14 protein-coding genes are annotated in these 22,156 nt (G+C 59.5%); 6 read left to right on the forward strand and 8 right to left on the reverse strand.

All coding sequences use genetic code 11. The features are described from left to right. Position 1 precedes the first annotated feature (1 nt). The 3 genes from PFAS1_RS07180 to PFAS1_RS07190 all read right to left on the reverse strand — a co-directional run bounded on the left by PFAS1_RS07180 (position 2) and on the right by PFAS1_RS07190 (position 3,305). Complete coding sequence (locus PFAS1_RS07180) at positions 2 to 1,609, reverse strand: alpha-xenorhabdolysin family binary toxin subunit A (RefSeq protein WP_076028677.1); 1,608 nt, start codon at positions 1,607 to 1,609, stop codon at positions 2 to 4. Between the two features lie 275 nt (positions 1,610 to 1,884). Further along, positions 1,885 to 2,628: a tetratricopeptide repeat protein gene (locus tag PFAS1_RS07185; RefSeq protein WP_076028678.1), complete on the reverse strand. Its 744-nt coding sequence runs from the start codon at positions 2,626 to 2,628 to the stop codon at positions 1,885 to 1,887. Next, entirely contained in the window at positions 2,625 to 3,305 is a 681-nt protein-coding gene (locus PFAS1_RS07190) for a Fe2+-dependent dioxygenase (protein ID WP_076028679.1), read from the reverse strand. Before PFAS1_RS07190 ends, PFAS1_RS07185 begins: the two co-directional genes overlap by 4 nt. A gap of 205 nt (positions 3,306 to 3,510) precedes the next feature. On the opposite strand from PFAS1_RS07190, the gene PFAS1_RS07195 reads away from it, so the two are divergent. Then, positions 3,511 to 5,772, forward strand: coding sequence for a TonB-dependent receptor (locus PFAS1_RS07195; RefSeq protein ID WP_076028680.1), 2,262 nt, complete (start codon positions 3,511 to 3,513; stop codon positions 5,770 to 5,772). Positions 5,773 to 6,009: 237 nt separating this feature from the next. Then, entirely contained in the window at positions 6,010 to 8,538 is a 2,529-nt protein-coding gene (locus tag PFAS1_RS07200) for a PepSY domain-containing protein (protein ID WP_076028681.1), read from the forward strand. A 136-nt stretch (positions 8,539 to 8,674) separates the two neighbouring features. Here the strand turns inward: PFAS1_RS07200 and PFAS1_RS07205 are convergent, their stop codons facing one another. Next, positions 8,675 to 10,216: an alkaline phosphatase D family protein gene (locus PFAS1_RS07205; protein WP_076028682.1), complete on the reverse strand. Its 1,542-nt coding sequence runs from the start codon at positions 10,214 to 10,216 to the stop codon at positions 8,675 to 8,677. Between the two features lie 330 nt (positions 10,217 to 10,546). On the opposite strand from PFAS1_RS07205, the gene PFAS1_RS07210 reads away from it, so the two are divergent. Both PFAS1_RS07210 and PFAS1_RS07215 read left to right on the forward strand, forming a co-directional pair. Beyond that, entirely contained in the window at positions 10,547 to 11,878 is a 1,332-nt protein-coding gene (locus PFAS1_RS07210; RefSeq protein WP_076028683.1) for an S-type pyocin domain-containing protein, read from the forward strand. Further along, complete coding sequence (locus PFAS1_RS07215) at positions 11,875 to 12,132, forward strand: bacteriocin immunity protein (protein WP_076028684.1); 258 nt, start codon at positions 11,875 to 11,877, stop codon at positions 12,130 to 12,132. The genes PFAS1_RS07210 and PFAS1_RS07215 overlap by 4 nt, the downstream gene beginning before the upstream one ends. A 171-nt stretch (positions 12,133 to 12,303) precedes the next feature. Here PFAS1_RS07215 and PFAS1_RS07220 read toward each other — a convergent pair whose 3' ends face one another. Genes PFAS1_RS07220 through ptsP form a run of 3 tightly spaced genes read right to left on the reverse strand, consistent with a single transcriptional unit; the run spans position 12,304 to position 17,858 of the window. Continuing rightward, a complete protein-coding gene (locus PFAS1_RS07220) occupies positions 12,304 to 14,043 on the reverse strand; it encodes a PTS fructose-like transporter subunit IIB (protein WP_076028685.1) in 1,740 nt (579 codons plus the stop codon). 11 nt (positions 14,044 to 14,054) lie between these two features. Then, positions 14,055 to 14,996: a 1-phosphofructokinase gene (gene pfkB / locus PFAS1_RS07225; protein WP_076028686.1), complete on the reverse strand. Its 942-nt coding sequence runs from the start codon at positions 14,994 to 14,996 to the stop codon at positions 14,055 to 14,057. Then, positions 14,997 to 17,858 carry a phosphoenolpyruvate--protein phosphotransferase gene (gene ptsP / locus PFAS1_RS07230; protein ID WP_074873696.1) on the reverse strand — a complete coding sequence of 954 codons (2,862 nt, stop codon included), beginning with the start codon at positions 17,856 to 17,858 and terminating at the stop codon, positions 14,997 to 14,999. It lies immediately after the preceding gene. Between the two features lie 288 nt (positions 17,859 to 18,146). Here ptsP and cra point away from each other — a divergent pair, with 288 nt between their 5' ends. Then, positions 18,147 to 19,142: a catabolite repressor/activator gene (gene cra / locus PFAS1_RS07235; RefSeq protein ID WP_074873694.1), complete on the forward strand. Its 996-nt coding sequence runs from the start codon at positions 18,147 to 18,149 to the stop codon at positions 19,140 to 19,142. 3 nt (positions 19,143 to 19,145) lie between these two features. Beyond that, positions 19,146 to 19,925 (forward strand): TatD family hydrolase, encoded by a 780-nt coding sequence (locus PFAS1_RS07240; RefSeq protein WP_076028687.1) that lies wholly within the window; start codon positions 19,146 to 19,148, stop codon positions 19,923 to 19,925. 118 nt (positions 19,926 to 20,043) lie between these two features. Here the strand turns inward: PFAS1_RS07240 and PFAS1_RS07245 are convergent, their stop codons facing one another. Continuing rightward, positions 20,044 to 22,074: a methyl-accepting chemotaxis protein gene (locus tag PFAS1_RS07245; RefSeq protein ID WP_076028688.1), complete on the reverse strand. Its 2,031-nt coding sequence runs from the start codon at positions 22,072 to 22,074 to the stop codon at positions 20,044 to 20,046. Positions 22,075 to 22,156: the final 82 nt, after the last annotated feature.

Raw genomic sequence — 22,156 nt, forward strand, 5'->3', positions numbered from 1 at the left:
ATTATCCTGTGCTTTTTTTTACATCATCTGCGGTATCTGTCAGTAGCTTCATACGATCAGCATTGATAGATTCAATGGCGTCTTCATTGCCGCGAGCGATTTCCCTCGCTAGCGTTTTATCGAGCAAGGTCATTTCATCAAAAGTGTCGTTGAGCACGCGCAAGGCTGAATCAGAAGAACCTTGCAACTTCCGAGAAGCATCGAACACGTTGTCCACTCGCAGCGCGAATCGGCTAACGAGATCAGGGAGATAGTCAAATTGCTCGGACAACGCAACCGCACGAGCGCTGTCCGCTCGCATCAGTTTTCTGGCGGATGACATCGCGTCAAGATCCAACGACGGATAGATTGAAAAAACCATGCTCCGCGTTGCCATACGCGAGCTTACGGCTTCGCCTTGATACTCCCTGTCTGCTTCCGCAAAGACTCGGGCCAATTCACCGGCACGCTCTTCAATTTTTACCCACGATGCAACGACTAGCTGAAACTTAACCATGAATTCATACAACTTCAGCGCATCAGTGATGGCTCCTACATTAGTAGCAGATTTTTTGACATAGTCGGCAATTACATTCCAGTTGTAACGTAAGTTATTCGTCGCCACCTCAGCATCGAGCGCTGCCACTTTGCAGTTCTGCAAATCATGCTCAACTCGCTTCAACGATCCAAGGGTTACGTTTTTGCTATTCAAGCTTTGAATATCCTGCTCCTGAAGTTTATTCAGTTGTTTTCTTTCCGCTCGGATATTTTCGGCCTCTACGCCCAGATAGATTGCCATCCCGAGACCAAAAAAATTCATCTTCGCTGCAGCCCCCAGCGATTTCTCCACCAACGCCTTGTACTCAAGATTCATTCGCTCGATATCGGCTGCACGGTCAGTGATTCGCTTGTTAAGCGCATCAATCTCCCCAGGGTATTTATTGTTACTTATAAACTCCAGACGACGGCCGATTGCCGGGATCACGTCTTGTTCAAGAGTATTGCCGAAGGTATCAAGTTTCGTTTTTATCTCGCTGGTTGCCTTCAGATATTGACCAATATCACCAGTAATGGTGTGAAGTACAGACTGTAGATTAAGCACGGTATCAGGATCCAACTTAATACCAGGAAACACCCCTTCCCATTCATATTCGACTTGCTTTAGATCTTCATACGTCTTGATCTTATACTTCTTTATCAGATCGGTGGCTTCGTCGCTGTCATAGAAGCGCTCCATCTGACGACCCCAGATACGCATCACAGCACCAAACATTTCAAGATCGGTAGAAGTCATCATAATTTTCTCACGTAGATCGCTCCATGTTTCTGCGTGAGCACGAATCATCTGAAAAGTGCTTAAAAAATCATTAGGCCTTAGACCTGTACCACCATCTTCTCCAACCCCATAGCGTAGGTAATCAGTAACAGTGGGGAGCGTAGTCGGAAAACTAAACGCGATTGATACGTATTTTTTTATACTGATGATTTCGTTTTTTGTCAGCACAAGACCGGTACTGCGCACTACGTTATCCGAGTCTGCAACCGAAGACACTAGCAACAGCCTCGGAACTTCAGCCGCAAACTCTGCCAGCTGTTCATAACCCGCACCCTCCAGTGCCTCTTCCCACAACCATTATTCATAATTCATTCCATTGAGTAGTATTTCGCACCCAGCTTCATTGCCGAGACGGGATCATTAATGCCTAACTTCGCCAGGCAGAACCTAGACTAGATGCACCGCTGCCAAACTGTCAAAAAAAATACAAATCCATGTATTAAAAAACAATAACAACATCCCCTTACAACACTTCATAAAAATGCAAGAAGCCTTGTCGCTTTCACTTCAAGAGCAATCGATCAACAATAAAAGACCAAAACTACCGGTCATTACTCAGACCCGCTACTTCATGCTGTTAGTTTTTCAGCTTGCTGTAGATAAGCTTCCCCAAGGGAGGACATTCCTGCTTCATACAAGATTTTCGCCGCCGTGTGCAGGAAGTTGCAGTGCCCCGAATACATGGCTTCATGCAACCAAGCCAATCCGCTATCCAACTGCCCTCGTTCTGTCAGGCAAGTGCCGTAACTGAACTGCCCACGAAAATCACCGCCCAGCGCCGAACGTCGATACCAATCAAACGCCGCCACAGGATCAGCAGGACAATAATGGCCTTGCTCCAGATATCGTCCCAGCAAGTTCATCGATTTCGCATGGCCCAGTTCCGCCGCCCGGCGATACAGACTCAGCGCTTGCTCCTGATCTTCGATGACACCCCGCCCGGTCGCCAGCAGATTTGCATAGTTGTACATCGCCCAATCCAGCCCTGCTTCGGCAGCCTGGCGATAATGCCCCGCAGCAACCGAAGCATTGGCCACGCAACCCCAACCATGCTCATGACAACGACCCAGCATGTTGCGCGCCATCAAGTGCCCGCCTTGGGCGGCGATCTCGAACCAGCGCAAGGCCAGCGGTTGATCCTGCTCGATGCCCTGCCCATCCAGCAGAATCTGCCCGAGCAAGGCCTGGGCGTCGAGTACACCTTCGCGGGCGGCGATCAGAATCGCCTGCGCAGCGCGCGCCGGGCTTTCCTCGAGCATGGCTTTGAGACGATCACCGTCGAGCACTTCCTCGCGGCGCAGTTGATAACTCATACCTCGACCCAGCGACGCAACAGGTTGTGATACGTGCCGGTGAGGCGAATCAGCGAAGGGTGGTCGGGCATGTCTTGGGTCAGTTGCTGGATCGCCCCATCCATCTCGAACAGCAAGGCACGCTGGCTGTCTTCGCGGATCAGGCTTTGGGTCCAGAAGAACGAAGCGTAGCGAGTGCCGCGTGTCACGGCGTTGACTTTGTGCAGGCTGGTGCCGGGGTACAGAACCATGTCGCCGGCCGGCAACTTCACCCGTTGGGTGCCGTAGGTGTCCTGGATTTCCAGTTCGCCGCCGTCGTAGTCGTCCGGTTCGCTGAAGAACAGGGTGGCCGACAAATCGGTGCGCACCCGCTCGATGCTGCCCTTGGGCTGGCGCACGGCGTTGTCGATGTGAAAGTCAAAACTGCCGCCCGCCGTGTAACAGTTCAGCAACGGAGGAAAGACCTTGTGCGGTAACGCGGCTGACATGAACAGCGGATTTTTCCACAGCCGTTCCAGCATCGCCGCGCCGACTTCCTTGGCCAGCGGATGACCTTCCGGCAGTTGCAGATTGTGCTTGGCCTTGGCCGACTGGTAGCCGGCGGTGATCTTGCCGTCAGCCCAATCCGCCTGCTCCAGAGCCTCGCGGATGCGCTGCACTTCTTCTTTCGCGAACACGCCGGGAATGTGCAGCAGCATGGGATGACACCTGAAGGCAAAGGGGTGCCAATGGTATTGATTCTTATTGCCCGTGTAAAACACCGCGACGAACGAGACAGCAAAAACCGTAAGGGTAAATTGTAAAGAATGTAAATTTGTCGCGAATAGTAACGTTTCGCAATTGATACAAATAACTGTTTACCCTATATTCCGCGGCCTCAAATCCTTGGGGAGGGGAATTCTCATGTCACGCCAACAATCACAATTACCGGTCAGTTCACCGCGTTTGCTCGCGTCTGCAATTGGCGTGGCGATCACTGCCGGCTCTGCGGGCCATATGGCTTTCGCGGCTGAAAAGACTGACGAAAAAGCACCGGGCAACGTGATTTCCCTGGGCGCTACCGCTATCAACGGTGAAGCCCAGGACGAGACCTCCTACAAGACCGATACCTCGGCCAACAAGAAATACACCGCGCCGCTGCGTGAAACGCCGAAAACCGTCACCGTGATTCCGCAACAAGTGATTCGCGACACGGGCGCCACCAGTTTGGTCGATGCGCTGCGTACCACACCGGGTATCACCTTCGGTGCCGGTGAAGGCGGCAACCCGGCCGGCGATCGCCCGATCATTCGCGGCTTCAACGCAGAAAGCGATGTGTTCATCGACGGCATGCGCGACCCGGCCTCCCAGAGCCGTGAGATCTTCAACGTAGAATCGATCGAAGTCAGCAAGGGCCCGGGATCAGCCTTCACCGGCGCCGGTTCCACCGGTGGCAGCCTGAACCTGGTGAGCAAGACCGCCAAACTCGGTAATGCCTACAACGGCGGCTTCACCTGGGGCTCGGACCAGACCAAGCGCACCACCCTCGACCTGAACCAGCAGATGACCGACACCTCGGCCTTTCGTCTGAACCTGATGAAACACGAAGCCAACGTCGCCGGCCGTGATGCCGTGGACGTCAGCCGTTGGGGCGTAGCACCGTCCTTCGCGTTCGGCCTGGGGACCGACACCCGCCTGACCGTCGGTTACTACCACGTCGAAACCGACGACATGCCCGACTACGGCCTGCCGTTGTCCTTGAGCCCCAACCGCAGCAAGTACAACGTCGATAAACCTGTGCATGTCGATCGTGACAACTTCTACGGCCTCACCGGTCGCGACTATCGCCAGACCAGCAATGATAGCGGCACCATCGAGATCGAACACGATCTGAACGATAACCTGACCGTGTCGAACAGCTTCCGCATGTCCCGTTCCACGCTCGATTACATCGTCACCAACCCGGACGACAGCAAGGGCAACGCGGCACTCGGCAGCGTGTATCGCGGCGCGAAAAGTCGTAACTCGACGTCCAGCGGCTGGATCAACCAGACCGACCTGAGTGCAAAATTCAACACCGGCGCCATCGAGCACAGTCTGGTGACCGGCCTTGAGTTTTCCTATCAGGACACCCACAACCGCCCGTACATCCTGACCTCGACCGCCAGCGGCACCCGCTGCAACCGTGCCCTGTTCAACTCCGGCGACTGCACCAGCCTGCAGAACCCGACGCCAGGGGATCACTGGAACGGCTCGATCACCGACAGCGCCGCGTTCACCGACACCGACACCAAAACCGCTGCGGCCTACGTGTTCGACACGCTGAAGTTCAACGAACAATGGTCCCTGAACCTGGGCCTGCGTTACGACAACTATCAGGTCAAATCCAGCGGCCACGCCAACGCCAGCAGCACCGTGCCAGCGAACGATTTCTCCCGTGAAAACACCAGCGACCTGGTCAACTACCAGATCGGCGTGGTCTACAACCCGTTGCCTAACGGCAGCATCTACGCGGCCTACTCCACCTCCAGCAACCCGTCCGGTGAAACCAGCGGCAACGGGGGCCTGGAACTGGCGGCGAACAACAGTGATCTGGACCCGGAAAAGAACCGCAACTACGAGATCGGTACCAAGTGGGACTTCTTTGGTGACGACCTGTCGCTGACCGCCGCACTGTTCCGCACCGAGAAAACCAATGCGCGGATGAACGATCCGGATGGCGCCACCACGCAAGTGCTGGACGGCGAGCAGCGGGTAAATGGCGTGGAGCTGAGCTACAGCGGCAAACTGACCCGTAACTGGAGAGTCTTCGGCGGCTACACCTACATGGAAAGCGAAGTGGTCAAAACCACCCTCGCTGCCGATGAAGGCAACCACATGCCAAGCACTCCACGGAACAACTTCACGTTCTGGTCGACCTATGACCTGGTGCCGGACAAGTTGACCGTCGGCGCCGGTGCCACGTTCGTCGACTCGCAGTTCGGCAACATCGCCAACTCGGTGGAGATCCCGTCCTACTGGCGCTACGACGCAATGGCCAGCTATGCGCTGACCAAGAACGTCGACCTGCAACTCAACGTGCAGAACCTGACCGACGAGCGTTACTTCGACCAGATACTGCAGACCCACTACGCCCACGTGGCGGCGGGTCGCACTGCCCTGCTGAGCGCCAACTTCCACTTCTGATCCTGTGGGAGCGAGCCTGCTCGCGATGACGCCGGCACATTCAACATTGATGTTGGCTGACACACCGTCATCGCGAGCAAGCTGTGCTCCTACATGCGTGCGGATGGAAGCTGAAATCAGGGAAGGCCCCGTTCATCCAGGTGAACGGGGCTTTTGTGCGCAAGAAAGAATCTTTCTCGACAACCCACGGCATAATGCGCGCCGTGATCATATTTTCGAACGAACAAGGCGAGTGACGTGTTGAAGAAAACCCTGTTCCAGTTGCACTGGTTTTTCGGCATCAGCGCCGGACTGGTCCTGGCCCTGATGGGCATCACCGGGGCGACGGTATCGTTTCAGGATGAAATCCTGCGCGCGCTGAACCCTTCTGTGTTGCAGGTCGAAAAGCAGGTCGCTGGCGTCCTGCCGCCCGCCGAACTGGTGGAAAAAATCGAAGGCGCCTCGGGCAAGAAAGTCTCGATGCTCTGGGTCGAGACCGACAGCGGCAACGCCGCGCGCGTGATCTTTACCCCGCCACCGGGCGAACGACGTGGGCAGATGCGCTACTTCGACCCGTACACCGCCGAGTTCATGGGCGACGCCACTGGCCAGGATTTCTTCGGCCTGATGCTGCAACTGCACCGCTTCCTCGCCATGGGCGATACCGGTCGGCAAATCACCGGCGCATGCACGCTGATTCTCGTGTTCTTCTGCCTGTCCGGTCTGTACCTGCGCTGGCCGCGTCAGTGGAAAAGCTGGCGTGCCTGGCTGACCCTCGACTGGAAGAAAAAAGGCCGCAGCTTCAACTGGGATCTGCACTCGGTGGCCGGTACCTGGTGCCTGGTGTTTTACCTCCTGGCCGCACTCACCGGTTTGTCCTGGTCCTATGAGTGGTACAACAAGGGTCTGACCCGACTGCTTTCCGACTCGCCGCAGAACGAGCGCGCCCGCAGCGGTCGCGGTCCTGCGCCAAGCGGCCCGGCGCCTACCGCCGATTACGCCGCGATGTGGAGCAGCATCTACAGCGCTGCCGGCCCGGCACTAAGCGCCTACAACATCCGCATGCCGCCCGTGGCCGGAAAACCCGCCACCGTGTTCTACCTGTTGAACACCTCGCCCCACGATCGCGCGCTGAACCAGATCACGCTGGACCCGGCGACCGGTATCGTCGCGCGGCATGATCGCTACAGTGACAAGAGCCTCAAGGCGCAACTGCTGACCAGCATTTACGCGCTGCACGTCGGCAGTTATTTCGGAATCATCGGGCGGATCATCCTGACGATCAGCTCGCTGACGATGCCGCTGTTTTTCATCACGGGCTGGTTGTTGTACCTCGATCGCCGGCGCAAGAAAAAACAGATCAAGGATGCCCGCAACGGCCTCGCGCAACCGGGTAGCGACACGCCGGCATGGCTGATCGGCTTCGCCAGCCAGAGCGGCTTTGCCGAGCAACTGGCGTGGCAGACCGCCGGGCAATTGCAGGCTGCGGGCCTGCCGGTGAAGGTTCAGCCGCTGGCGGACGTCAGCGAGCAAGACTTGCGTGATTCCAGCAATGCGTTGTTCGTCGTCAGCACCTTCGGCGACGGTGAAGCGCCGGACAGCGCCCGGGGGTTCGAGCGCAAAGTGCTGCGGCGGACATTGAGCCTGGAAAGCCTGAACTACGCCGTCCTCGGTCTCGGTGATCGGCAGTATCAGCACTTCTGCGGTTTCGCCCGACGCTTGCACACCTGGCTGGGCGAGCACGGCGGCAAGACCCTGTTCGCGCCGGTGGAGGTCGACAGCGGCGACCCTTACGCCTTGCGTCACTGGCAGCAGCAACTGGGCTTGCTGACCGGACAGGCCCCCGTGGACACCTGGCAAGCGCCAAGCTATGACAACTGGAACCTGACCCGCCGTGATTTGCTCAACCCTGACAGCAGCGGTTCGGGCGTTTATCTTCTCGGCCTCACTGCACCCAGCACCAGCAGCTGGCTGGCCGGTGACCTGGTGGAAGTGTTGCCGCGCAATTGTCCGTGGGCGATCGAACACTTCCTCGATGGCCTGGGCATTGACGGTCGCGCCACGGTTGCGCTCGACGGCTTGTCGCAATCGCTGGAACAAGCCCTCGCCAGTCGACAACTGCCCGAAAACAGGGCTCACCTGGTCGGCCTGCATGCGCAGGCGCTGGTGGACGCGCTGGTGCCCCTGGCCATGCGCGAATATTCCATCGCCTCGATCGCCGCCGATGGCATCCTCGAACTGATCGTGCGCCAGGAACTGCATCCTGACGGCAGCCTGGGTGTCGGCTCCGGCTGGCTGACCGAACACGCCCCGGTGGGCGGCACCATCAGCCTGCGCGTACGGCGCAACAGCGGTTTCCACCTGCCGGTCGAACCGGTGCCGATGATCCTGCTGGGCAACGGCACCGGCCTGGCCGGGCTGCGCAGTTTGCTCAAGGCGCGGATCGCCGATGGCCAGCAACGTCATTGGCTGTTGTTCGGCGAACGCAATCGCGAGCATGACTATCTGTGTCGCGATGAGCTTGAGGAGTGGTTGATTTCGGGGGATCTGGAGCGGCTGGACCTGGCGTTCTCGCGGGATCAGGCCGAGAAGATCTACGTGCAGGATCGACTGCGCGAGTCGGCGGGCGAGTTGAAAAAATGGCTGGCCGAGGGTGCGGTGATCTACATCTGCGGCAGCCTGCAAGGGATGGCTTCAGGCGTGGATCACGTACTCAACGAAATACTCGGAATTGCAGAGGTCGACCGGTTGATCGAGCAAGGTCGCTACCGCCGCGACGTCTACTGATCCACCATGCCTGATCGTTCCCACGCTCTGCGTGGGAATGCCTCAACGGACGCTCCGCGTTCGGCTCTGGATGGGACGCGGAGCGTCTCGGGCTGCATTCCCACGCAGAGCGTGGGAACGATCATGCGCTGATATCTCAGACCGGTTGTAACCGTTGTTCAAACACCCCAACCCCATCCAAATCCCGCAACACCACGCTCATCTCCCCCGTCTGCCCATCAATATTCACCTCACCAAAAAACTGAAACCCGGCAAACGGCGAGGTGTTCTGTGCCGGTGGTGCTTTCTCGAACACCACCTGCGGACCAAAGGTCTTATCCAGCGAATCAGGCCCGAAACTCCCCGCATTCAAAGGCCCGGCGACAAACTCCCAGAACGGTTCGAAATCCTGAAATGCCGCTCGATCCGGGTGGTAATGGTGCGCGGCGCAGTAATGCACATCCGCCGTCAGCCAGACAAAATTGCGCACCTGCTGCGCCCTCAGAAAACCGAGCAATTCGGCGATTTCCATTTCACGCCCCTGGGCCGGTCCCGGCTCGCCATTGGCCACAGCTTCCCAACGCGTCACGCCAGGGATGACTTCACCGTCCGGTACGCCGAGGCCAATCGGCATATCAGCAGCGATGACTTTCCACTGGGCCTTGGAGGCCTTCAACTCACGTTTGAGCCAGTCCAGTTGTTCACGACCCAGGAACGGTTTGGCGGCGCCCAGATTGTCGTCATTGGCCCCGCGATAACTGCGCATGTCGAGCACGAACACATCGAGCAACGGACCGTAACCGAGCTTGCGATAAATCCGCCCACCGCCATCGGCGCTCTGCAACCGCATCGGTGCATATTCGAGCCAGGCCTGACGCGCGCGACCGACCAGGCTGTGGATATCTTTACTCTTGTAGCGCTCATCCAGTTGCTTGCCCGGCGACCAGTTGTTGACCACTTCATGGTCGTCCCACTGCCAGATCTGCGGAACCTCGGCATTGAAGCGGCGGATGTTTTCGTCCATCAGGTTGTAGCGGTAATTGCCGCGATAATCGTCGAGGGTTTCGGCGACTTTGCTCTTGGCTTCAGAGGTGATGTTGCGCCACACGCGGCCGCTCTCTGTGGTGAGCTGCGCAGGTATCGGACCGTCGGCGTAGATGGTGTCGCCGCTGTGGATAAAGAAGTCTGGCAGGCGCAAACGCATGGCTTCGTAGATGCGCATGCCGCCGATGTCCGGGTTAATGCCGAAGCCCTGGCCGGCGGTGTCGCCGCTCCAGACGAAACGGAGGTCGCGACGGGTTTGCGGCACGCTGCGCAGATGGCCGAACCACGGTTCGCTGGCGACGCCGCTCTGGGCGTCTTCGAAGTGCACGCGGTAGAAAATCGCCTGGCCCGCGGGCAGGCCGGTGAGTTCGACACGGGCCGTGAAATCGGTATCGGACACGGCCAACGGCGAGACAAAACGACGGGGATTGCTGAACAGGCTGCGGGTGTCCCATTCCACCACCATGCGCGCAGGGCGATCGCAGCGGCTCCAGATCATCGCCCGGTCACCCAGCACGTCGCCGGACTGCACGCCATCGGTGAGTTGCGGCCGATCCTTGACCGAGGCAATGACGGCCGGCGCCAGGCCCGGCAACAACAGCCCGGCACCCACGGCTTGTATGACACGACGGCGGCCGAGGTCGAATTCGCTCATGGTGCTCTCCCTGAAAAAGGAAAACTAAAGCATGGCTGGATGACTCAGGCATGACACAGAAATCAGCCAACACCACAAATCCCTTGTGGGAGCGGGCTTGCTCGCGAAAGCGGTGCAACAGTCACTATTTTCGTTGAATGTTAAACCCTGTGGGAGCATGGCTTGCCCGCGATGAAGAATAACGCGGTCATGCTGACTCGCCACCAAAGCCCCTGCAATACCATGAAATAGGAAATTTCAGCGCCGCTTTTAGGAAACGTCCTAACGCCAATACCCGAGCGCCCTGGATAAGTTCGAGGCTGCTCCGGACACACGCGAAAAAGGACGCCTATGGCACGCGACAAGGACATCCCGCAAGTCTGGGAACACAGCACTGGTGGCGGCGGCTCGGGCATTGGATACCGTTACCTGCGAGACATGACCCCAACTGAGTTAGCCGAGCGTGAGGCGAGGCAAAAGACCTACGACGACATGCTCGCCCGGCAACAGGTTTATGAAGATCGCATTTTCAAAGAAGTCGAACAGAGCAAACAGTTCGCCACACGAGGCTGCGTATTCGCCAAAAACTGCAACCTCCCCGACGGCGTCATCAATCACGACAACCCCGCCGGGTTTGTCCCCGTCGAGAAACTGGCTGACTACGGGTTGTGGGCCGTGCTTGGCACCGGCGCATCGATTACCGCCGAAGGTGCACCGCTCAAATGGGCAGCCGGCTCAGCAACGGGCAACATCTTGGCGCAACGTCTTAGCGGTTCGCTCGCCCTTGCCTTGACTGGTTCGGCGGTGACGGCGGGTGCCGCGACAGGAACCGTGGCGCTACTGATGCCGAACACCCTTTCGCCCGACAGTGCTTTCTACAAAAACGAGCAATACGCGCTGTTGGAGAAGGGACGAACTCGCGTCCGTGTGAACGTGAAGACGTTGCCCGACGGTTCCGTCAGCGCTTGCGGTTTCTACACTGGAGGGAAGAAGGACTGGGAATTCGTCCCGGTCATCAAGGCCAAACAGGAAGGTGAAAAGTTCGTCGCCGACCTCGGCAACGGCATTGGCCTGATCTGGACGCCCGCGGCAGATCCTGACGACGCCCCGAAGATCCCTGCCCTGGAAGGCGCCCCGCCGCTGCCGACGAACTGGGTGTACCCGCCCACCGAACAGGCCGACAAGATCCTGGTAAACCCGGAGCATCCGCCCGAGTATCAGGATGCGATCGTCTGGTTTCCTGCGGATGCCGGGCTTGAGCCGATTTACATCGTGCTCAACGCCCGGTATGAGCCGGGTGGCGTTACGGGGGTGGGTGAGGATGTGTCAGGGATTTGGCTTGCTGGGGCTGGCACCGGGCTAGGTGCCCCCATTCCAACGCGGATTGCGGATCAGTTAAGAGGACAAACGTTTAGAGACTTCGACGCTTTCAGGGCCGCGTTTTGGACCGCCGTTGGAAATGATCCCGAACTACTCAGCCAGTTCAAACCGACTAACAGAGGCAAGCTCTTGAATGGCAAAGCACCATTTGCCCAAAGGCCGGAACACAACGGAGAAAACGCTCGCTACGAAATACATCATATTGAGCACATCAAGAATGGAGGTGCAGTTTATGACGTGGACAATCTCTCAGTAGTTACACCGAAGTGGCACGTCGAAATTCACCGGGAGGACAGGCAATGACCATAAAAAGCAGTGTTTCAGATTACACAGAAGAAGAATTCATTGGGATGCTTCAACGCATCCTGGGGAACGATGAAAGCGAAGAGGAAGAGAACAAGCTTGTGCATCACTTCAACACCATATGTGGGCATCCAGCAGGCTCTGATTTGATCTTCTACCCGGAAGACGATGCTGATGATTCGGCAGAAAGCATCACACGCAAGATCAAGGAATGGCGTGCAGCTCAGGGCTTGCCGGGATTCAAAGAAAAATGAAGCATGGCGACGTTACCGGGACATGACACAGAAATCTGCCAACACAGCAGACCCCTTGTGGGAGCGGCGGTGCGGCGATCCGACTTGCTCGCGAAATCGGTCTAACAGCCAACATAATTGCTGAATGTAAGTCCGTCATCGCGAGCAAGCTCGCTCCCACAGGGTTCGGTGTCAGGCGCTGACTGGCTCTATTGCCAGTTCAACGACTTCCGGCCGCTTGACCACCGCATACACCACCGCCGTCAGCAAACTCCCGGCCACGATCGCCAGCAAATACAGCAGCGCATGGTTGATCGCATTCGGGATCGCCAGTACGAACAACCCGCCGTGCGGCGCCATCAGTTTGCAGCCGAAATACATCGACAACGCACCGGTCAGCGCACCACCGGCGATGCTCGCCGGGATCACCCGCAGCGGGTCTTTCGCGGCAAACGGAATCGCGCCTTCGGAGATGAAGCACAGCCCCAACACCAACGCCGCTTTACCGGCTTCGCGTTCGGTCTGGGCAAACTTGCGTCGCGCAATAAACGTGGCGATGCCGAGCCCAATCGGCGGCACCATGCCCGCCGCCATGGTCGCGGCCATCGGTGCATAACTTTGCGACGCCAGCAGCCCCACCGAGAACGCATACGCGGCTTTGTTGATCGGCCCGCCAAGGTCGACGCACATCATCGATCCCAACAACACACCGAGCAGAATCGCATTGGTGGTGCCCATGCTGTCGAGGAAGTGCGTGAGGCCTTCGAGCATCCCGGCCACCGGTTTGCCGACCACGTAGATCATCACCAGACCGGTGAACAGACTCGCCAGCAACGGGATGATCAGGATCGGTTTGAGCGCCTCAAGACTTTGCGGCAAGCGCGCATAACGGTTGATCGCCTGCGCCGCGTAACCGGCGATGAAACCGGCAATGATCCCGCCGATAAAACCGGCGCCCAGGGTGCTTGCCAGCATGCCGCCAATCATCCCCGGCGCCAGGCCCGGACGGTCGGCGATCGAGTAGGCGATGTACCCCGCCAGCAGCGGCACCATCAACTTGAACGCCGTCTCGCCGCCGATCTGCATCAGCGCCGCCGCGAGGGTACCTTCCTCCTTGAATGCGGTGATGCCGAACACGAACGACAAGGCGATCATCAAACCGCCTGCCACCACCATCGGCAGCATGAACGACACGCCGGTCAGCAGGTGTTTGTAGACGCCGGTTTTCTCTTTCTTGGCCGGGCCTTTGGCACCGCTTGCAGCGGTTTCCTGCGTGCCTTCGGCCAGCGCTTTATTCAGCGTCGCTTCGGCTTGTTTGAGGGCGATGCCGGTGCCGCAACGGTAAATCTTCTTGCCGGCAAAACGCTCGGTGGCGACTTCGATATCGCAGGCCAGCAGCACCACGTCCGCATCGGCAATTGCCGCGGAGCTCAACGGATTGCGCGCACCGACCGAGCCCTGGGTTTCCACTTGCAGGTCGTAGCCCAGACGCTTGGCCGCTTGCTGCAAGGCTTCAGCGGCCATGAAGGTGTGAGCGACGCCGGTCGGGCACGCGGTAATCGCGACCAGACGCGGAACGTTTTTCACGACGGCAGCAGGTTCGGCCACGGCTTCGGGAGCGACGTAAACCTGAGCCTCTTCAGCACCGCGACGCAGCACCGCTTCAACATCTTGCAGGGCTTGCGCCGGGGTACTCTGGAACACCCGCTTGCCGACGAATCGCGACATATCCACCGGTGTGCTGGTCACCAGCAATACCCACTCGGCCGCCTCGATCGTGGCCGCCGACAATTGGCGTTCAGGGTGCGCGGCATCGTTGACTTCGACGCTGGTGCTCCAGCCCTGACGCTGGGCCGCCGCGTCGAGCAAGCGGGCGCACAGCACACTGGTAACCATGCCGTTCGGGCAGGCCGTAACAATGGCTAACTTCATGACAAACCCTCTTATTGTTCTGTCAGGGGGCGCACGCGCACACCCTGTTCGAGCCGCGCCAACTGCGTGGCGTCGCCAATACCGAAACCGATCTGGGTGACCGCCATCGCGGCAATCGCCGTGGCGGTGCGCAACGTCTGCTCAGGCGTATCGGCGCTGAGCAAACCGTGGAGCATGCCGGCCAGTAACGAATCGCCCGCGCCCACGGTGCTGACGACACTGACCTTGGGCGGCGTGGCATGCATGGCCGAGCCGATACTGAACCAGTTCACGCCATCGGCACCGTCGGAGATCACCACGTGCTCGATGCCTTGAGCATGCAAGCGGCTCGCGGCTTCAGCCTGTGCCGCGACCGAAACCATCTCGCAGCCCATCACGTCGGCCAGCTCTTCGGTGTTCGGTTTTATCAACCACGGAGCGGCATTGAGCGCGGCCCGCAAGGCTTCGCCACTGCTGTCCAGCGCCACGTTCAGACCGAGATTTTTCAAACGCACAATCAACGCCTGCAACCACTGCGCACTGATGCCTTGGGGCAAGCTGCCGGCAACGACGACCGCGTCATGATCGGGTGCAATCTGATCAAGTCGATCAAGCAATGCCTGCTGCGCGGCTTCACTCACCAAGGGGCCGGGACCGTTGATGTCGGTGATGCGCCCATCGCTTTCCGCCAGTTTGATATTGCTGCGCGTCTCACCCGGAACACGGATGAACGCGTCGACAAAGCCGCGTTTGGCGAACAGGGTTTCGAACGCTTGAAGGTTGTCCTCCCCGAGGAAACCGCTGACCGTGAGCTGATGCCCGAGGTCCGCCAGCACCTGTGCCACGTTCACGCCTTTACCGGCGGCATGCGTGTGCATCTCGTCGCTACGGTTGACTTGGCCGGGGGTAAGCAGCGGCAACTGGACCGTGAGGTCCAGCGCCGGGTTGAGGGTCAAGGTCAGGATCTTGGCCATTTACAGGGCCTCCACTAGTGCGCGCACTTCATTGGCGCTGCCCACGGCCAGGGCCTGTTGGGCAAGAATTTGAGTCTGGGCCAGGCTGAGCTCGCGAACCCGCGCCTTGACCTCGGCGATGCTGCGACCCGACACGCTGAGTTCGTCCACGCCTAGGCCGACCAGCACTGGCACCGCCAGCGGATCGGCCGCCAACTCGCCGCACACGCCGACCCACTTGCCGTGGGCATGGGCCGCGCGCACGGTGATGTCGATCAGTTGCAGCACCGCCGGGTGCAAGCCGTCAGCCTGGGCCGACAAGGTCGGATGACCACGGTCGATGGCCAGGGTGTATTGGGTCAGGTCATTGGTGCCGACGCTGAAGAAGTCGACCTCTTTGGCCAGCACCGGCGCCAGCAATGCAGCCGACGGCACTTCAATCATGATCCCCAGTTGCAGGTCGGCAACCGGAATTTCCAGACGCAGACGTTCGGTCATGTCCCGGGCCTGACGCCATTCGTCGACGCTGCCGACCATGGGGAACATGATCCGCAGTGGACGGTTGTCCGCCGCACGCAGCAACGCGCGCAATTGCGCTTCCATGATCTGCGGACGTTGCAGGGTCAGGCGAATACCGCGCACGCCGAGGAACGGGTTTTCTTCTTTGGCGATCGGCCAATACGGCAGCGGTTTGTCACCGCCAACGTCGAGGGTGCGCACCACCAGCGGCCGACCGGCCAGGCCATCGAGGACGCGACGGTATTCGACTTCCTGGGTGGCCTCGTCCGGCGCTTGCGAGTGGGCCATGAAAATCAATTCGGTGCGCAGCAGGCCAATGCCTTCGGCACCCTGCTCCACCGCGCTGGTCACGCCCGCGCTTTCGCCAATGTTGGCGAACACTTCGACCGCATGACCGTCAGTGGTCAGTGCCGGTTGATGACGTTGTTCGGCGGCCGCTTTCAAACGTTGCTCGCGGGTGTCGCGCTCTTCGGTGGCGCGCTGCAAGGTCGCCGCGTCGGCGTCCACGTGCAGGCGACCGCGTTGACCATCAATCAGTAACGGCGTGCCCGGCGCCAGCAGCAACACGGCCGGGCCGGCGCCGACCAGCGCCGGAATACCGAGGGCTCGGGCGACAATCGCACTGTGCGCGGTAGCACCGCCACGGGCGGTGAGGATGCCGGCGACACGGGCCGGATCAAGGCGGGCGACATCGGACGGGCCGACTTCATCCATCACCAGAATGTACGGTTGCTCAGGTTCGCTCGGGGTTTCGACGCCACTGAGTTGCGCGAGCACTCGACGGCCGATATCACGCAAGTCGGCGGCGCGTTCGGCGAGCAAGGCGTCCTGCAGCGATTCCTGTTGTTTGGCCGCTGCTTCAATCACCGCCATCCACGCCGCTTCAGCGCTTTCGCCCTGCTTGAGACGGGTGTCGACTTCATCGGTCAATTCCGGGTCGTCGAGCATTTCCTGGTGAGTGATGAAAATCTCGCGAATGGCCTTGGATTTGCTGCGTTCGATCAGGCCTTCGATGTCGCGACGTACGTCCGCCAACGCCTGCTGGAGACGCTCGCGCTCAATCGCAGCAGACTCGCCGCGCAGCGGGTAATCAATGGTTTGCAGCACTTGAATGTGCGCCGGGCCGATGGCGATGCCCGGTGCGGCGGCGATGGCCTGGATCAGGCTGCCGGAGGCTGGCGCGAGGATTACCTCGGCTATATCGGCGATCACTTCGCGCTGCTGGCTGACGGCTGGCAACGGCTCGACTTCTTCACCGAGGCCTTCTTCGATGGCGGCCAGCAAGGCTGGCAAGGCATCGGCGGCGATGCTCGGCTCGGCAACAAATTCCAGCACCTGACCGCGACGGGCGCCGAGGCTGAGCAGTTTGCTCAAGCTCTTCACCGACACCGCGCTATCCTGGCCATCGACGATGCGTACGCGGATTTCACCTTCAAAGCTTTTCGCCAGTTGCGCGAGGATCTTCGCCGGACGCGCGTGCAAGCCGTGGGCGTTGGCCAGGGCGATGCGAGCGCTCGGCCAATCGGCTGGCAGTTCACCGCCCAGGACTTCAAGGACTTTACGGCTGCTGGTGGCGCGGCCCAGTTCGTGGCCGCGACCTTCGATCAGCAACGCACACAGGCGTTCGAGCAAGGCTTGGTGGGCTTCACCGAGGCTGGCCAGGCAGAACAGACCGCTGAGCGGCTGACCAAGGTAACGCATCGGTTTGTCCGGCGTGACGAAGGCCAGGCCCGGACGCTTGACCGTTTGCTCGCTGTGCAACCACCACAAGCCATCGCCCAGCGGCAACGCATCGACCTGCTGCAACACGGCGGAGAAACCGTTGCTTACACAATCGGCCTGACGCAGCAAACGTGCACCGCGCCAGACCAGCTCTTCGAAGTCGTCGGCGGACACACCGAGGCCGATCATCTGGGCATCCAGCGCCAGTTCTTGCGGCGCGCCTTGCAGCAGTTTCAACAAGGCTTCGGCGGAACTGGCGCGGCGTAGCGCCTGGCCCAGGTCGGTTTCGCCGAGGGCGCGGGTCAGCAGTTGCAGCAAGCGCAGGTGTTCATCGGATTTGGCCGCAATACCGATCGCCAGGTAGACGATCTGACCGTCGCCCCAGTCCACGCCTTCAGGGAACTGCATCAGCCGCACGCCGGTGGAAAACACCAGATCGCGGGTTTCCGGCGTACCGTGAGGGATGGCAATACCTTGACCGAGAAAGGTCGAGCCCTGGGCCTCGCGCGCCTGCAACCCGGCGAGGTAACCCTCGGCCACCAGACCATCGGTGACCAGATGCTGCGCCAGCAGGTGCAACGCTGCGGACTTATCCACAGCCGATTGGCCCATGGATATCTGCTCTATAGTGAGCTCGAGCATGCTTTCTCCTTTTTGGCGTCTTGTGACGCCAGGTATTGTTTTGAATGATTCAGCTTAGGCTCTTGGTCATCACTTTTGGCGGTTTCGCGGCAGAACCGGCAAAGAAGCCCATAACGTAGAAAATACGCTTGCTGAAACGTTTAATCTAGAATGATTGGCACGTTACTCGATTATGTCTCATCCTTGAAGTCCAATTGTCGGATGCGTCGCGACGATGGTCGTCTGCCTTAATCGGGTAGGATTGGCGAAAATGTCGAGGCAAGCTCGAAAAAACAAGGAAAAACCGGGTTGAAACTCAGTGATATCGCCCAGTTGGCCGGTGTGTCCGTAACCACCGCCAGCTACGTCATCAATGGCAAGGCAGAACAACAACGTATCAGCAGTGCCACCGTCGAACGCGTACGCGCGGTCGTTGAAGAACATGGCTTTACGCCCAATCCGCAGGCCGCCGGGTTGCGCAGTCGGCACACCCGCACCTTGGGTTTCATTCTGCCGGACCTGGAAAACCCCAGTTACGCGCGCATCGCCAAACTGCTGGAACAAGGCGCCCGGGCTCGCGGCTATCAGCTGCTGATCGCCAGTTCCGACGATGCGCCGGACAGCGAACGACAATTGCTCAAACTGTTCCGGGCCCGGCGCTGCGATGCATTGATCGTTGCCAGTTGCCTGCCGGCCGGCGATGACAGCTACCGCCAGTTGCAGGCCAAGGGCATTCCGATCATCGCGATCGACCGGGTCATGGAACCTGAGCATTTCTGCTCGGTGATCAGTGATGACCGCGAGGCCAGCCTGCAACTGACCCGCAGTCTACTGGCCCCGTTGCCCAAGCAGATCGCACTGATTGGCGCACGCCCCGAACTGAGCATCAGCCAGGAGCGGGCGGCCGGTTTCAAAGGAGCGTTGAACGGGTTCAAAGGCGAGGTGCTGATCGAGCACGGCGAGTCGTTCAGCCGTGAGTGCGGCAAACAGTTGATGGAAGAACTGCTACAGCGTCTGGGCCATTTGCCGGATGCGCTGGTGACCACGTCCTACGTGCTGCTTCAGGGCGTATTCGATGCCTTGCACGACTTCCCGCTCAAAACCCGCCCGTTGCGCCTCGGCACCTTCGGCGACACGCAGTTGCTGGATTTCCTGCCGCTGCCGGTCAACGCCATGGCCCAGCAACATCAGCTCATCGCCGACAAGGCGCTGGAACTGGCCCTGGCCGCCATCGAGCAATCGGATTACCAACCCGGCGTGCAGGCCATCGCGCGGACCTTCAAGCAGCGTATTCGCCAGGACTGAACCGTGGAGCTGATCGACAGCCACACTCATCTGGACTTTCCGGACTTCGACGAGGATCGCGCGGCGGTGTTGGCCGAGAGCCGCGCCCTCGGAGTGCGGCGGATGGTGGTGCTGGGGGTTTATCAGGGCAATTGGCAGCGGGTCTGGGACCTGGTGCAAAGCGATCCCGACCTGTATGCGGCGTTCGGTTTGCATCCGGTGTATCTGGATGATCATCGCCCTGAAGACTTACACGAACTGGGTGGTTGGCTGACCCGGTTGGCGGGTCATCGGCAGTTGTGCGCGGTGGGCGAGATCGGTCTGGATTACTTTATCGAAACCCTGGACCGTGAACGCCAACAGGTACTGTTCGATGCGCAGCTGCAACTGGCGGCGGACTTCAATCTTCCCGCGCTGATTCATGTGCGACGCAGCCACGCGGCGGTGATTGCCACGCTCAAGCGGTTTCGCTTGAAACGCGCGGGGATCATTCATGCCTTCGCCGGCAGCAAGGAAGAGGCCCGCGAGTACATCAAGCTTGGTTTCAAACTGGGTCTGGGTGGTGCCGCGACTTGGCCTCAGGCCTTGCGCATGCATCGTGTGCTGGCCGAACTGCCGCTTGAATCAGTGGTCCTGGAAACCGACTCGCCGGACATGGCGCCCGCCATGTTCCCCGGTCAACGGAATAGTCCGGCTCATCTGCCGGCGATCTGTACGGCACTGGCCGGGATCATGGCGATCACGCCTGAACAACTGGCTGTCGCCAGCACTGCAAATGCCTGTGAACTGTTCAACTGGCGTTAGTCACCGATCGTTCCCACGCTCTGCGTGGTAACGCCTCCTGTGACGCTCTGCGTCACGACTTTTGGGACGCGGAGCGTCCCGGGCTGCATTCCCACGCAGAGCGTGGGAACGATCCTGCTTAAACCCGGAACGCACTGATCAGCTGTTTCAATTCCACCACCTGAGCCGACAATGCGCGACTGGCATCCTCGGTCTGGTGTGCGCCTTCGGCAGTACGCTCACCGGCGCGGTTGATTTCGACAATATTCTGGTCGATGTCATGAGCCACGGCGGTCTGCTGCTCTACCGCGGCGGCGATCTGCTGGTTCTGATCGACGATCATGCCGACCGCACCGAGGATGTTTTCCAGCGCTTGCTGAACCTTTTCCGACTGCCCCACCGTGCCGTTGGCCATCTGATGACTGGTCCCCATCGCCTTCACCGCCGCGCCGACTCCGCTGTGCAGCTTGGCGATCATCTGCTCGATTTCCTCGGTCGATTGCTGGGTGCGCTTGGCCAGGGTCCGGACCTCATCCGCCACCACCGCAAAACCACGACCCTGCTCACCAGCCCGAGCGGCTTCGATGGCCGCGTTGAGCGCCAATAGATTGGTCTGTTCGGCGATGCTCTTGATCACCTCCAGCACGCGGCTGATGGACTGGCTATCGCTGGCCAGTTGATTGATCACCAGCACCGACTGGTCGATCTCGCTGGCCAGTGCCGCGATGCTGCCCTGCTGGGACTCCACCAGCCCACGCCCGCTGATGGTCTCATCGTTGACGCTATGAGCGCTGCTGACCGCTGCCGCGGCACTGCGTGCAACCTCCAGGGAGGTGGCGGACATCTGGTTCATGGCCGTGGCGACCTGCTCGATCTGCGTGCGCTGCCCCGCCACCGCCTGGTTGCTCTGGGCAGAAACGTTCTCCACCTGCCCGGCCTGGCGCTCGACCTCACTGACGGTCTGGCCAACTCGCTCGATCAGGTCATGGATTTTCTTCACGGTGCCGTTGAACACCTCGCCCAGCTCGCCCAGTTCATCGCGGCTGTTGGCGCTGAAGGTCACCGTCATGTCGCCGGCCGCGACTTTGTCCATCACCGCGCCAAGACGCTTGAGGGTGGTGCGGGTCGAGGCGTAGAAGCCGCCGTAAAGGTAAAAAATCAGCACAAACACCACCGACAAGGCCACGGTCTGCAAGACCATGTGAGTGCGGTTCTGCTCCAGTCGCTGTTGCAACTGGGTGCCGAGAAACTTCAGGGTGGCTTCATTGAGTTGGTAGGTCTGGTCCATCAGGCCCGTGACCTGATCGTAAAAGCCCTGCCACGGCGCATCCAGCGTGTCGGCCATCACTACCTGTTCTTCGAACAGTTCACTGGCCTTTTTCAGCGATGCCTTGCTGTTTTCGGCCTGAGCCGCCAGGGTTTCGCGTGCCGCTTTGCTGGAGCCCAGCGCGTCCTGCAACTTCAGGGCATATTCGGCCTGCAGTTTTTCGATCTGCGCCAGTAACTCATCAAAACGGGTACTCGATGCCGAGTTGAGAAACCCCTGCCCCAGCGAAAAAGAGCCCATCGCCCGGCCTTCGCCGAGAATCTGGGTGATCGGTGGCGTGACATTGGTAATGAGTTCGCTGAGCTGGCGCATGTCGCTCTGGGTGTCGCGGCTGAGGCCGGCCTGACTGGCGATGACCTGGCTGAAAATTTGGGCGTTGCCGAGCAACTTGCCGATCATCGCACTTTTGCTTTGCAGGGAGCTTTCCGCTTGCTGGGCCTTGAACGCGGCGATCATCTCATCGCGCTTGCCATCGAAAACCGTGATCTGCTCGGGGTCCGTGGTCATCGCCGTCAGCCCTTGCAAACGGGTCAGGACATTTTGTCCCAGGGTACTGATCTGCGACTCGACATTGCCGGCCTTGCCGGACTGACCAAGGGTGACGTTGATCTGCACCAGGTTGTTCAGGGTTTCCAGATCGCGCCGCAACGTCAGGCTGCTGCCCAACAGGTCAAGGCTCTGCAGCTCGACCCGGGTGCCCTGGAATTCTCGATAAGAATCGCGCACCAGATAGAAGTTGGTCACCAGCATCGGCACAAGGAACAGCACGCTGATCAGGCTGAACTTCATGCCAAAGCTCAGGCGGTTCATCAGCGCGACGGCGGGATAGAGCAAGCTCTTCACTATGAAGTCTCCCTTCGATTTCTTATTTTTATTGGCAGGCGCAGGTCGAGAGCAGATAGCCACTATTCGGCGCTGTCTCTGT

Source organism: Pseudomonas frederiksbergensis (assembly GCF_001952935.1).
Classification (GTDB): domain Bacteria; phylum Pseudomonadota; class Gammaproteobacteria; order Pseudomonadales; family Pseudomonadaceae; genus Aquipseudomonas; species Aquipseudomonas frederiksbergensis.